15 protein-coding genes are annotated in these 12726 nt (G+C 29.9%); 8 read left to right on the top strand and 7 right to left on the bottom strand.

All coding sequences use genetic code 11. The features are described 5' to 3' along the window. Window positions 1-40 precede the first annotated feature (40 nt). The 5 genes from KK2020170_RS07055 to KK2020170_RS07035 all read right to left on the bottom strand — a co-directional run bounded on the left by KK2020170_RS07055 (window position 41) and on the right by KK2020170_RS07035 (window position 4932). Entirely contained in the window at window positions 41-868 is an 828-nt protein-coding gene (locus tag KK2020170_RS07055; RefSeq protein WP_221257637.1) for a mechanosensitive ion channel family protein, read from the bottom strand. A gap of 3 nt (window positions 869-871) precedes the next feature. Further along, the gene (locus tag KK2020170_RS07050) at window positions 872-2176 is read right to left on the bottom strand and encodes an ABC transporter permease (RefSeq protein WP_221257636.1); all 1305 of its coding nucleotides are present in this window, start codon (window positions 2174-2176) and stop codon (window positions 872-874) included. After that, window positions 2176-3099 carry an ABC transporter ATP-binding protein gene (locus KK2020170_RS07045; RefSeq protein ID WP_221257635.1) on the bottom strand — a complete coding sequence of 308 codons (924 nt, stop codon included), beginning with the start codon at window positions 3097-3099 and terminating at the stop codon, window positions 2176-2178. Before KK2020170_RS07045 ends, KK2020170_RS07050 begins: the two co-directional genes overlap by 1 nt. Before the next feature lie 156 nt (window positions 3100-3255). After that, window positions 3256-4386: a molecular chaperone DnaJ gene (dnaJ, locus tag KK2020170_RS07040; protein ID WP_221257634.1), complete on the bottom strand. Its 1131-nt coding sequence runs from the start codon at window positions 4384-4386 to the stop codon at window positions 3256-3258. 6 nt (window positions 4387-4392) lie between these two features. Next, window positions 4393-4932, bottom strand: coding sequence for a nucleotide exchange factor GrpE (locus KK2020170_RS07035; protein ID WP_221257633.1), 540 nt, complete (start codon window positions 4930-4932; stop codon window positions 4393-4395). Between the two features lie 187 nt (window positions 4933-5119). Here KK2020170_RS07035 and KK2020170_RS07030 point away from each other — a divergent pair, with 187 nt between their 5' ends. Next, on the top strand, window positions 5120-5776 hold the full coding sequence (locus KK2020170_RS07030) for a YceI family protein (RefSeq protein ID WP_221257632.1): 657 nt from the start codon (window positions 5120-5122) through the stop codon (window positions 5774-5776). Between the two features lie 45 nt (window positions 5777-5821). Here the strand turns inward: KK2020170_RS07030 and KK2020170_RS07025 are convergent, their stop codons facing one another. Next, window positions 5822-6727, bottom strand: a complete 906-nt coding sequence (locus KK2020170_RS07025; protein WP_221257631.1) for a TIGR01777 family oxidoreductase — start codon at window positions 6725-6727, stop codon at window positions 5822-5824. Between the two features lie 167 nt (window positions 6728-6894). Next, a complete protein-coding gene (locus KK2020170_RS07020) occupies window positions 6895-7350 on the bottom strand; it encodes a DUF4442 domain-containing protein (RefSeq protein ID WP_221260004.1) in 456 nt (151 codons plus the stop codon). A 196-nt stretch (window positions 7351-7546) separates the two neighbouring features. On the opposite strand from KK2020170_RS07020, the gene KK2020170_RS07015 reads away from it, so the two are divergent. The 7 genes from KK2020170_RS07015 (at window position 7547) to KK2020170_RS06985 (ending at window position 12718) form a co-directional block, all read left to right on the top strand. Then, window positions 7547-8002: a DUF4870 domain-containing protein gene (locus tag KK2020170_RS07015; protein ID WP_221257630.1), complete on the top strand. Its 456-nt coding sequence runs from the start codon at window positions 7547-7549 to the stop codon at window positions 8000-8002. Between the two features lie 78 nt (window positions 8003-8080). Then, complete coding sequence (locus KK2020170_RS07010) at window positions 8081-8416, top strand: PadR family transcriptional regulator (protein WP_221257629.1); 336 nt, start codon at window positions 8081-8083, stop codon at window positions 8414-8416. Between the two features lie 6 nt (window positions 8417-8422). Continuing rightward, entirely contained in the window at window positions 8423-10102 is a 1680-nt protein-coding gene (locus KK2020170_RS07005) for a PspC domain-containing protein (RefSeq protein ID WP_221257628.1), read from the top strand. Window positions 10103-10133: 31 nt separating this feature from the next. Then, window positions 10134-10859 carry a head GIN domain-containing protein gene (locus KK2020170_RS07000; protein WP_221257627.1) on the top strand — a complete coding sequence of 242 codons (726 nt, stop codon included), beginning with the start codon at window positions 10134-10136 and terminating at the stop codon, window positions 10857-10859. A 123-nt stretch (window positions 10860-10982) separates the two neighbouring features. Beyond that, a complete protein-coding gene (locus KK2020170_RS06995) occupies window positions 10983-11816 on the top strand; it encodes a GIN domain-containing protein (protein WP_221257626.1) in 834 nt (277 codons plus the stop codon). Beyond that, window positions 11817-12323 (top strand): hypothetical protein, encoded by a 507-nt coding sequence (locus tag KK2020170_RS06990; RefSeq protein WP_221257625.1) that lies wholly within the window; start codon window positions 11817-11819, stop codon window positions 12321-12323. Beyond that, window positions 12320-12718, top strand: coding sequence for a cytochrome c (locus KK2020170_RS06985; RefSeq protein WP_221257624.1), 399 nt, complete (start codon window positions 12320-12322; stop codon window positions 12716-12718). Before KK2020170_RS06990 ends, KK2020170_RS06985 begins: the two co-directional genes overlap by 4 nt. Window positions 12719-12726: the final 8 nt, after the last annotated feature.

Below are 12726 nucleotides of genomic sequence, written 5' to 3'. Positions count from 1 at the left end.
CAAAAATTAAAACTAAATTCTAGCATATTTATTGATATTCTTATTTGTTAAAAATGTGAACATCGCGTTGAGGGAATGGAATTGAAATTTTATTTCTTCTAAATGCAGCATCAATTTTAAAACGAATATCACTCTGAATTTTGGGACTTTTCATTCCATTTGCCACATAAAAATAAACTGAAAAATTAAGTGAAGAATCTCCAAACTCTTCAAATAAAACAGTTATTGTTTCCGTTGCAACAACTCCTTCAACTCCTTTTACACATTCTTCTAAAATACTTTTTACTAATTCTACATCACTACCATAAGCAACACCTACAGAAACCTGTTCGCGATTAGTTGTAGTATTTTGCGTCCAGTTAAAAAGAGGATCAGTCATAAAAATATGGTTAGGTATAACCATAACTCTATCGTTACGTGTAACCATACGAGTTGTACGTAGTTTAATTTCTCTCACCTCACCTACTTTTCCATCAACTTCAATAATATCACCTACATGTAAAGATTGATCCAAAATCATTAAAATTCCAGAAATGATATCTTGAAAAAACGTTTGTAGTGCAAAACCTACACCAACAAATAAAGCTGCTGATGCTGTTAAAAAAACATTCATATTTACACCCGATGATTGAAGTGTAAATACAACTACAAGAACGTAAATGACATATTTTGCAAATTGAAAAATACTAATAAACTTGTTTTTGTCTTCAAGTGGAAGCTTCCTTGTCATTACTTTTCTTAGAAATTTCAAGACAATTCCTGTAAAAAACAAAGCAATGACCAATAAAATAAGTTGATACACAGTAAATGTTATCTTATCTGTATTGATTAATTTAAAAGTAAGAAAGTCAATTACGTCTTGCTTCATTTTTTAATATTTTAACCATTTAAATAGTTCGCCCCATGTTGGTTTTTTTCCATACATTAAAATACCTACACGGTAAATTTTTGATGCAAACCAAACAACAAAAGTAAAGGTAGCAAATAATAAAACCATAGACAATATTAGTTGCCAAACTGGAACACCAAATGGTATTCTCATTAACATTACAATTGGTGATGTAAATGGAATTATAGAAAATACAGTCGCAACTGTTCCATGAGGGTCATTAATAACCGTAAAGAAACCAATATATACAGCTAACATTAATGGCATAATGATAGGCAATAAAAATTGTTGTGAATCCGTTTCAGAATCTACTGCTGCACCAATTGCTGCGTATAATGAGCTATATAAGAAATATCCCCCAATGAAATATATAATAAATGAAACTACCATTAAAGCTATTGGTAAATTCATTATTTCTGTTACATAGGATTGTAATTTTGAAATATTAGCCGATTGCTGAGCCATTTCCATTGCTGCTGGATCAACAGATGCTGCTCCCATTTGTAATCCAAAGAAACTTTGTGCCACAAACATTAAGATTAAACCAACTATAACCCAAATTAAGAATTGCAGAATTCCAGCTAATGAATTTCCGATAATTTTACCCATCATTAATTGAAAGGGTTTTACAGAGGAAATAATAATTTCAATAATACGATTCGTTTTTTCTTCAATTACACTTCGCATTACAAAGTTTCCGTAGATAATAATGAACATCATAATTAAATAGCCCATTACCCCACCAATAGCAACTTTTATTTCATTTAAACCTTTTAAACTTTCTCCTCCAGAAAATTTAGATAGTTTTAATTCAGAATTTGCTTTAGCTTCGTCTATCTTTTGTGCATCAAAACCTAATCGCTTTAAATTATCAGAAGTTAAAGCTGAATCAATAACCGTTTCTACATCAGATATAAACTCTATGCTTGGACTATCCTCAGAAATGTATTCAACTTTATCTAATAGTTGTTGTAAAGAGTCAACTTTAGGTATATATAATAATCCTTCATAACTATTACTTGCAGTATCTTTTGCTACCTCAAATGGCATGGCAGATAAATCTGTGTACTTAATAAATTTATCGCTTTTAAAATCGTTTTTTAAATAACCTGCCTCATCATGAATTGCAATTTGAGTAATGGAATCTTTATTCATTGATGCTAAAAACCCAATTAAAACCGCCATACCTACAAATAAAAGCGGACTTAAAAATGTCATAACAATAAATGATTTGTTACGAACTTTAGCAATAAACTCTCTTTTTATAATTAAGGATAATGTCTTCATTATTTTTGGCTTACAGTTTGAATAAAAATATCATTTACACTTGGAATCTTCTCAACAAAATGAGTTACTTGCCCGAAACTTGTTAGAATAGACAACAATTCGTTAGAATTTGAATCGCCTAATTGTACTTCCAATTTTAAATCATCGTTCAGCGATTTAAAGTTTGTTTGACCAACAGTAAACTTTTGCGTTAATTGGAACATTAATCGCTCCACATCATCAGTTAAAATACCGACTTGAAAAGTATTACTTCTAAAATCGCGTTTAACATCTGAAAGTTTTCCTTCTATTAATTTATTCGATTTATGAATTAAAGCAATATGGTCACACATTTCTTCAACACTTTCCATACGGTGCGTTGAAAAGATTACTGAAGTACCTTTTTTATTTAATTCGATGATTTCGTCTTTAATTAAATTTGCATTTACCGGATCGAACCCAGAAAAAGGTTCATCTAATATTAGTAATTTAGGTTCGTGCAAAATAGTAACTAAAAACTGAACCTTTTGTGCCATTCCTTTGGAAAGTTCTTGGATTTTTTTATTCCACCAATCTTGAATTCCAAATTTTTCAAACCAATATTTTAGTTGCTTTTGTGCTTCTTCCTTCGACATCCCTTTTAATTGGGCTAAATACAAACATTGCTCTCCTACTTTCATTGTTTTATACAATCCACGCTCTTCTGGTAAATAACCTATAAATTGAACGTGGTTTGGATTTAATAATTCACCATCAAGCAAAACTTTACCAGAATCTGGCATTGTAATTTGATTAATGATTCGAATTAAAGATGTCTTTCCAGCACCATTAGGACCCAAAAGTCCATAAATGCTTCCTTTAGGAACTTGTAATGAAACATTATTTAAAGCGCGGTAATCGCCATATTGTTTCACTACGTTTTGTACTTCGAGAATATTGCTCATTATATTATTTAAATTGATACCTAATTAGTAGTAAATGTAAGGAAATGTTACAAAAAAACCCATCCTATTTTTGAGGTAGGATGGGAAAAATTGCTATGAAAAAGAAAAATTCACTTTCCGAAGAAAGTGAATTCAAAAATATTGATTTTTATTGAATTATGAAAACATATCTTTCACTTTTTCAAAAAAAGACTTGTCATCTTTCTCTGGAGCAGGTTTAAAATTTTCATCTTCTAACATTTTTTCAAAGAAAGCTTTTTGTTCTTTGTTAAGCTTTTTAGGCGTCCAAACGTTTACATGAACAAGCAAGTCTCCATTACCATATCCATTTAAACTTGGCACACCTTTTCCGCGTAAACGAAGGATTTTACCCGATTGAATTCCTTCATCTAGTTTAATACGAACTTTTCCTCCTACTGTATCAATTTCTTTCGAAACCCCTAAAGCAGCTTCGGCAACACTTATATATAGATCATAGTGTAAGTTTTCGCCTTCACGTTTTAAAAATTCATGTTCTGTTTCTTCAATTGCAACTATTAAATCACCAGAAATACTATTACTTCCAGGTGCTTCATTTCCTTTTCCAGAAACTTTTAATTGCATTCCATCTACAACTCCAGCAGGAATTTTGATTGAAACCGTATCGTCCTCCATAACCATACCGTAAGCATCTGCTCCAGCTGGTTTATGGTCTAGAATTTGTCCAGAACCACTGCAACTTGAACACGTAGTTGCTGTTTGCATACGACCAAGAATGGTATTAGCAACTTTCATAATTTGTCCGCTACCATTACAAGTAGGGCAAGTTCTATAAGTTACTCCTTTTGCTTGAATTTTACGTTTTACTTTAACTTTTTTCTCAACACCATTAACAATTTCTTCTAGTGTTAGTTTAACTTTTATACGAAGGTTACTTCCTTTAACACGTCGTTGTCCGCCACCACTAAAACCTCCGCCAAAACCTGAAAAACCACCACCAAAAGCACTTCCAAAAATATCACCAAACTGGCTGAAAATATCATCCATGTTCATGTGATGACCTCCACCAAATCCTCCAGCGCCATCAAACGCAGCATGTCCGAATTGATCGTAACGTGCTTTTTTGTCAGCATCACTTAAAACTTCGTACGCTTCTGCAGCTAATTTGAAATTTTCTTCAGCTTCTTTATCGCCTGGATTTTTATCGGGATGGTATTGAATTGCTTTCTTTCGATAAGCTTTTTTTATCTCATCGGCAGAAGCGCCCTTGCTAACACCTAATACTTCGTAATAATCTTTTTTACTCATAATTTCTTAATTTCCAATTACCACTTTTGGAAAACGTATAATTTTATCGCCTAGCTTGTAACCTTTTTCGATTACATCTACTATTTTACCTTTTAAATCTTCCGAAGGTGCAGGAATTTGCGTAATTGCTTCTGCAAAATCAGCATCAAAAGCATCACCTGCTTTTATTTCAACTTGTTCTAATCCTTTAGATGTTAACGTTGATTTTAATTTTTCATGAATCAATTCGACACCTTTAACTAAAGCTTCATCTTCAGATTTTGAAATTTGTGACCAAGCACGATCAAAATCATCTAAAACAGGCAACATAGCCTGTAAAACTTCTTGATTTGCTGTCTTAAATAAATCGATTCTTTCTTTAGCTGTTCTTTTTTTATAATTTTCAAATTCAGCAAATAAACGCAAAAATTTGTCTTTTTCATTTGCTAAATCTTCTTGCAATTTTTCTTCAACCGTTAACTCTGGTTGATTAATTTCTTGATTTTCTGAAATGTTCTCTTCTTGAATATTATCCTTTTCTATATTTTCAGTATTTTCTTGAGCCATTTTTGTAATGTTTTAAAAATCTATTTTGAAATAGCAAATGTATTGCCAAACCTTATTAAATGCCAAATTGTCAGCGATTTTTTTATACTTATCTCTAATTAACAATGTTACACTATTTTTTGTAATAAAATTTTTAATTATATTTGAGGGAATAAAAACCAATTTTAACTATAAAAACAGATACTTTATGAAAAAAACTATGCTAACATTAGCTCTTGTAAGTTTTATTGCATTTACAAGTTGTAAAAAGGAAAATCAAACTGAAGCAACTACTGAAACAGTTGAAGTTGCTGAAATTAACCCAAATTATTCTGTAGATACAGCAAATTCTGTAATAAATTGGACAGGTGCAAAACCAACTGGAACTCATACAGGAACAATTTCTTTGAAAGATGGGTCATTTGAGGTAACAGACGGAAAAGTAACTGGTGGTAACTTTACTATTGACATGACTACTATTAATGTTACTGACCTTGAAGGCGATGACAAAGCCGCTCTTGAAGGACACCTAAAAGGAACTGGAGATGATGCTGAAAAAGTAGACCATTTCTTTAATGTTAATCAACACCCTACAAGTAATTTTAAAATTGTTTCAATTGAAGAAGCAAATGGTGCTTTCTTCGTTAAAGGAGTTTTAACTATGAAAGGAATCTCAAAAGCTGTAGATTTTCCTGCAGAAATTAATGTTTCTGATACTGAAGTTAGTTTAACTTCTGATCCTTTTAAAATTAATAGAACAACTTGGGGCGTTAATTATGGCTCTAAATCAATTTTTGATGATTTAAAAGATAAATTTATCAATGATGATATTGAACTAGTTGTTAAAGTAAAAGCTTCAAAATAATATTATTTTAAATAAAGATAAAAATCCCGATTTCTCGGGATTTTTTTATGGTAATAAATTCTGTAAAGCTTTATCTATTGCTGGATATTTAAATTGAAATTTTTTATCTAAAATTTTCCTTGCACTAACATGTTGGCTAACAAATAACAAATAATGCATTTCACCTAAAACTAGTTTCATAGCTACTTTTGGAATTTTTGGCAATAAAAGTGGTTTTTCTAATTGTTTTGCAATAGCTTTTGTTAAATCTTCGTTTGTAATAGGATATGGCGAAACTGCATTGTAAACACCCTCTAATTTTTCTTTTAACACAAAATAAAAGATGTTTGCTAAATCAAAAACATGTATCCATGATTGATATTGTTTACCATTACCAAAAGGAGCTCCTAGCCCAAACTTTATTGGTTTAACAAATTCTTGCAATGCACCTCCATTTTTTGATAGAACTAAGCCAATTCTAATTTTTGAAACATTAATTCCAAGTTTTCCAATGGTATCTGCTTCATCTTCCCATTTTGCTACAACATGCCCTAAAAAAGAGTTATCAATTTCACTCTCATCTTCTGTATAAACTTTAGTAAAATCATGAGGATAAATTCCAATCGCTGAAGCTGATATAAATTGTTGAACAGAATGATCTATTTTTGACAACTCATTATATAAAAGTCGTATAGGTAAAACCCTACTTTCAATTATTTCTTGTTTATTCTTAGATGTCCATCTTTGAGCTATAGATGCTCCTGCCAAATGAATTATAGCAGTTACCTCATCAAATGCATTTCTATCTATTTCACCATTTTGTGGATTCCAATAGAAACCTTTATATAAATCTTGATTTTCAAGTTTACTTTTAGAAGTAGTCAAATAATTTACCGACACACCATTTTGAAGCAATAATTTTACCAATTCACTTCCTACCAAACCTGTTGCACCTGTAATTAAAACTTTCATTTTATATTTTTTACTTTCTCAAATTTACAAAGTAAAAAATGGAAAAGTAAGTTAATTAACTTTTGTTAACAGATGTTTTATTTGTTATTAATTTGAGAATTTGACGATTTGTCGATTTAAAAATGAAATTAGATAAAAAAGTAGGTTTTGCATTTTACCTTTTTAACTTAATTTCTTAGTCTAACAGTCCATTCAAATTGCATTTCTGAAACCTGTTCTCCTTTTTCGTTTACACCACGAGAAGTAATCCAAACAGTTTGCCCTTCTTTTGTTTCAATTGCTTTTCGAATAGTCTCTGCAATTTTATCACCATCGTTACAAGTAAAAGTAATTCTTCCAGTAGCTTTTTTTGTAAAAACAGCTTTGTTTTGAGCTACAAGCATCGAAATATTAGTTTTACTTTGTTTGATTTGATACATAACTAAAGCTCCCGTTGTGAATTCGGCAGCCATAGCTTGCACTGCAAAATACATTGAATTAAACGGATTTTGATTGAACCAACGATGCTTTACAGTGGCTTCACATTTATTCAATTCAATAGTTTTTACTCTAACTCCACTCCAATATGCAGATGGAAGTTTAAAAAACATAAACGTATTTAATTTTGATGGTGTAAACTGCATAATCCCTTTATTTTTGGTAAATATACAAAAAATACTATGCATACATACTATTTTTTATAATGTTAAAAAAATGTTAAATTTAAGTACTATGCGTTACACAATACCTTTTTTTAGACTTATCTTTGTAAAAGAAATTAGTTGGTAATATAACATCAAACCTTTTCTTTTTAAAATTAATCAACTAAAAAAAAAAGAAATGAAAACATCAAATGAAAGAAGCATAGCTGCAATAACACACTTAAGTAGTTTATCGCAATACATAATACCTTTTGGAAATTATATCTTTCCATTATTATTATGGACAACAAATAAAGAAAAATCAAATTTTGTAGACCATCATGGAAAACAAACTTTAAATTTTCAATTAAGTATTTTATTATACTCATTACTATTTATAATTATTGCGGTGCCAACTTTTTTAATTTGGTTGTTTAAAATTATTCAACAATTAGAATTAGAGCATCACTCAGTTGAGTTTCATGAAGTATTTACAACTCAAAACATCACCGGAATGGTTTTAGTAGGATTTGTTGCTGCAGTATTATTGATTGCTCTTAAACTAGCTGAATTTTTCTTAATCCTTTATGCTGCATATAAAGCTGCAGATGGAGAATATTATAAATATCCGTTAACTATAAATTTTATAAAATAATCATCAATCATCATAAATCAAAAAATGAACAGTTTAATTAAAACCCGATGTAAATCGGGTTCAAAAAAGTAAAGCATTATGAACATTGAAAACACAAAAGCTCAAATGCGTAAAGGAGTTTTAGAGTTTTGCATCTTATCTGTATTGAAAGACAAAGAAGCCTATACATCTGAAATTTTAGAAACGCTAAAAAACGCTAAGCTATTAGTGGTGGAAGGAACAGTTTATCCTCTACTAACGCGATTAAAAAATGATGGCCTTTTAAGCTATCGTTGGGAAGAATCAACTTCGGGACCTCCAAGAAAATATTATGGATTAACCGATGAAGGACAAGAATTTTTAAAAGAATTAAACAGTACATGGACAGAATTGTCTGACGCTGTAAATATAATAACACAATCAAGCCAAAACTAAGACGTCATGAACAAAACAATAAGTATAAATTTAGGTGGATTTTTCTTTCATATAGATGAAGATGCATACCAAAAGTTAACACGTTATTTCGACGCGGTTAAGCGATCACTTTCTCCTGAAGGAAGAGACGAGATTATTAAAGACATTGAAAGCAGGATTGCTGAACTGTTTCAAGAAAGAATGAAAAATGAAACACAAGTAATCGGACTAACTGAAATAGATGAAGTTATTTCAATAATGGGGCAACCAGAAGATTACAGAATAGACGAAGACAACTCGTATAGTTCAAAATCTACATTTACAACTTCAACATCACGAACAAGAAGATTATATCGTGATAGAGATAATTCAATTCTTGGTGGGGTTGCTGCTGGTTTCGGTCATTATTTCGGAATCGATCCTCTATGGGTTAGAATTTTATTCATTATTTCACCATTTATAAGCTTTGGAACTTCGGTTTTAATTTATTTAATACTATGGATTTTAATTCCTGAAGCAATTACAACTTCTCAAAAACTAGAAATGAGAGGTGAAGCTATTAACATTTCAAATATTGAGAAAAAAGTAAAGGAAGGTATCGGTGAAATTTCAGAAAAAATAAACAATATCGACCATGAAAAAGTAGCCAATACAGCTAAATCTGGTGCAAATCAAATTGCAACAACAATAGGTGATTTGTTTTTAGCTATTTTTAGAGGAATTGCAAAGGTTATGGGTGTTTTTATTATCATTTTTGCCGCAATGTCATTATTAGGGATAATCATTGGTGGAATTGTAATGATGTTCACTTCTTCAATGCCTGATACATTTATATTTAATCATGTAAACACTCCTTTTGAAATTAATATGCCACTATGGCTACAAGGATTATTATTGATTTTAAGCGTTGGAATTCCTTTATTATTCTTTCTTTTATTGGGTTTTAAATTGTTAATTTCAAACATGAGACCTGTTGGAAATTATTTTAAAATAGCACTGCTTGGGATTTGGTTAATTTCAATAATCACTTTAGCTTATTTCGGCATAAAACAAGCTACTGAAAAAGGATATGAAGGCAAAACTGTTCACAGAGAAGAAATTGCATTACTAGCAAATGATACTTTGTATGTAAAAATGACTTACAATGACTTTTTTACCAAAAATGTTAGGAATAGAGAACATGGAAAATATACTCATGACGAAAACAATAACGAGATAATATATTCTAACAATGTTCGTTTACATTTAATGAAATCTGAAACTGAAAATGCTCATATTCAGATTGAAAAAACAGCTAATGGAAAGTCGCATATTGATGCTAAATCGTATGCCGAAAAAATAAACTATAATTTTGAAATTCAAGGAAATAGAGTTAACTTAGACAACTATTTTACAACAGATTTCAAAAACAAGTTTAGAGATCAAGAAGTAGATATTTATTTGTATTTACCTGAAGGTATTTACTTCTATCCAGAAGAAAGTGTAAGCAAGTTTTTAACAAATTCTAATTCTGATATTAGTATGTATTATGGAGAAGAAGATAATTTATATCAATTGAAATCTAAAGACCTTGATTGTCTTTCTTGTCCTGCCGAATTAATTGAAACAGAAAATGATTCTCTAAATGAAAATGTTATAATTAAAGTTAACGATAAAGAAGTTAATATAAAATTAGAAGAAAACAGTTTAAACATTCAAACAAAATAAACAACTATAACAACTATAAAACAAAACAATCATGATTAAACTAATTGTTCAAATTACGAAATTAATAATTGCTACTCTTGCTGCAATGTTAGTCGTAAGTTGTGGTAATTTTAATTCGATTTCAGGCGATGGAAATGTAACTACAACAAAACGAAGAGTAGATTCGTTCACAGCAATTAAAGCTAAAAACGGATTAGAAGTTCACCTAAAACAAGGAAACACAACTTATGTTGAAGTTGAAGCTGACGCTAACTTACAAGATCATATTTTTACGGTAGTAGAAAATGGTACATTAGAAGTTTATTGCGATACAAATATTTACAAATCAATCGCTAAAAAAGTTTTTGTTGAAGTTCCTAATTTAAATAGCATTTCAGCATCTAGTGGCGTTAGCATAGAAAGTGAAAACGAATTAGCTTTTAATGATTTAAAAATAGACGCTAGTAGCGGAAGTAATGTGAAATTGAATATAAAAAGCCAAGTATTAACTTGTGATGGAAGTAGCGGAAGTCTAATTCAATTATTAGGAAGTGCTGATAATGTTTCAACAAATTCTTCTAGCGGAAGTTCAATTAACTTATCAGAATTAATTGCAAACAATGTAGATGCCGATGCATCAAGCGGAAGCTCAACAACAGTGAATGCATCTAAAAAATTAAAAGCAGAAGCTTCTAGCGGAAGTTCAATAAATTATGTATCAAATCCTACAGATGTTTCTGTAAATGAAAGTTCCGGAGGAAGTATCTCAAGAAAATAATTAAAATCCCGATTTTTTCGGGATTTTTTATTTTTAGTCACTTTGCTAGATTCATTTTTTTATGTAGGTTTGTTTTTATACTTTGGAACAATTATTGTTTACGTATTGAAAACAATTTTATTTATGAAAAAATTTACACTTGTACTAACACTCGTATTATTTACCACTTTATCATTCGGTCAAAAGAAAGAAAAAATTAAGGGTTCTAAAATTATTACTCATACTATTAATGATTTAGAAAGCTTTGAAAACATTGAAGTTGAAGATAATTTAGAAGTGTTTTTAGTAAAAGGAGATAAACCTTCACTAGAAATTGAAGCCGATGATAATTTACATGATGCTATTAACTTTTCAGTTGCAGGTAACACACTTCGCGTTTATGCTTTAAAAGATGTTATTAGCGCAAAAAAGTTTTCAATTCGTATTAATTACACCGAAAATTTAAAATTAGTTTCCGCTAAAGGTGAAACTGTAGTTAATGCATTAAATGATTTACAAGCTGAAAACATTACAATAAAAAATTACGATAAATCGAAATCGTTTTTAAACGTTCAGTCAAATTATTTTACATTAATTTTAAATGACAAAGCTGAAGCAGAATTAAATGTAAAGGCTCAAAATACTACATTAGAATTAAGTAAAAATGCAGAATTAAAAGCCTTAGTAGCTTCACCCGAACTTAAAGTGGATATGTATGAAAAGAGTGAAGCTAAAATTGAAGGTGATGCCGAAACTGTAAAACTTCGTTTGGATAATAATGTTAATTTAGATGTAAAGAAATTAACAGCTAAAGATTTAGAAATCAATATTGAAGGCTATGCAAAAGCAATTGTTTACGCTACCAACTTTATCACTATTTCTGCTTCAGGAAAAAGTGAAATAGAATTATACGGCGAGCCAAAAATTGAAATTCTAAAATTTACTAATTCAACTACTTTATATAAAAAAGAGTTCTAATTGAAATTATTCCTATACATAGTAAGTTTTCTAACTTTCGGACTAAGTTTTGGTCAAGAAAAGAATTTTCCTGATGACTTTCTGGGGAATTACAAAGGTAAATTAGAAATCGTTAGCGCGAAAGGTAAACAAGAAATTGATATGGAATTTCACTTTACTAAAACAGATACTATAGGAACTTACAAATATGTTTTGGTTTACAATAATCAACCTCGAAATTATTTTTTAATCGAAAAAGACAAAGCGAAAGGTCAATACATTATTGACGAAAACAATGGTATTCTTTTACAGGCATCAGTTTTCGATAATGGAATATTTTCAATGTTTGAAGTTAATGGAAGTTTAATTACAACTACTGAAAAATTCTATGACGACTACATGGATTTTGAAATTATGTTTACCAATACCAATAAAGTAGAAACTACCGGAAAAGGAACAGAAGAAATTCCAACTGTAAAAGTATATCCTATATTAGGAACACAAAGAGCTAGGCTTCTTAAACAATGAAAAGATTAAGAATTTACATATTTATTTTTTCAATATTGACATTCTTATCCGTTATTTTTATCATTTTTACCTTACAAAATAATGCGCAAAAATTAAATTGTGCTACTCCTGAACCAACTTTAATTTGTGGAACAATTAGTTTGACTGAAAACGAAAACAAAGGAAAAGAAATATTCGATTCTAATTGTTCAGCTTGTCATAGGCTTCATAAAAATATGACTGGACCCGCATTGGCAAATATAGATTCGATAAAATTAAAAACTTGGCTAACTTTTAAAAATCAAATTGATACTACTAAAGTAAAAACTTTTAAAAAAGTATATCATATAGCTACTTTTTCAAATAACTTAGATAAAGAAGATATAGAAAGTTTATATGACTACTTGAAACAATAAAAAAATCC

It is taken from the genome of Flavobacterium okayamense, assembly GCF_019702945.1.
In the GTDB taxonomy this organism is placed as follows: domain Bacteria; phylum Bacteroidota; class Bacteroidia; order Flavobacteriales; family Flavobacteriaceae; genus Flavobacterium; species Flavobacterium okayamense.
Note: the sequence above shows the minus strand (reverse complement) of the source record. Positions and strands in the feature narration are given on the sequence as shown.

Coding starts and splice junctions, on each gene's coding strand:
- KK2020170_RS07055 (WP_221257637.1), bottom strand. CDS start 868: ATGAAGCAAGACGTAATTGACTTTCTTACTTTTAAATTAATCAATACA.
- KK2020170_RS07050 (WP_221257636.1), bottom strand. CDS start 2,176: ATGAAGACATTATCCTTAATTATAAAAAGAGAGTTTATTGCTAAAGTT.
- KK2020170_RS07045 (WP_221257635.1), bottom strand. CDS start 3,099: ATGAGCAATATTCTCGAAGTACAAAACGTAGTGAAACAATATGGCGAT.
- dnaJ (WP_221257634.1), bottom strand. CDS start 4,386: ATGAGTAAAAAAGATTATTACGAAGTATTAGGTGTTAGCAAGGGCGCT.
- KK2020170_RS07035 (WP_221257633.1), bottom strand. CDS start 4,932: ATGGCTCAAGAAAATACTGAAAATATAGAAAAGGATAATATTCAAGAA.
- KK2020170_RS07030 (WP_221257632.1), top strand. CDS start 5,120: ATGAAAAAAACTATGCTAACATTAGCTCTTGTAAGTTTTATTGCATTT.
- KK2020170_RS07025 (WP_221257631.1), bottom strand. CDS start 6,727: ATGAAAGTTTTAATTACAGGTGCAACAGGTTTGGTAGGAAGTGAATTG.
- KK2020170_RS07020 (WP_221260004.1), bottom strand. CDS start 7,350: ATGCAGTTTACACCATCAAAATTAAATACGTTTATGTTTTTTAAACTT.
- KK2020170_RS07015 (WP_221257630.1), top strand. CDS start 7,547: ATGAAAACATCAAATGAAAGAAGCATAGCTGCAATAACACACTTAAGT.
- KK2020170_RS07010 (WP_221257629.1), top strand. CDS start 8,081: ATGAACATTGAAAACACAAAAGCTCAAATGCGTAAAGGAGTTTTAGAG.
- KK2020170_RS07005 (WP_221257628.1), top strand. CDS start 8,423: ATGAACAAAACAATAAGTATAAATTTAGGTGGATTTTTCTTTCATATA.
- KK2020170_RS07000 (WP_221257627.1), top strand. CDS start 10,134: ATGATTAAACTAATTGTTCAAATTACGAAATTAATAATTGCTACTCTT.
- KK2020170_RS06995 (WP_221257626.1), top strand. CDS start 10,983: ATGAAAAAATTTACACTTGTACTAACACTCGTATTATTTACCACTTTA.
- KK2020170_RS06985 (WP_221257624.1), top strand. CDS start 12,320: ATGAAAAGATTAAGAATTTACATATTTATTTTTTCAATATTGACATTC.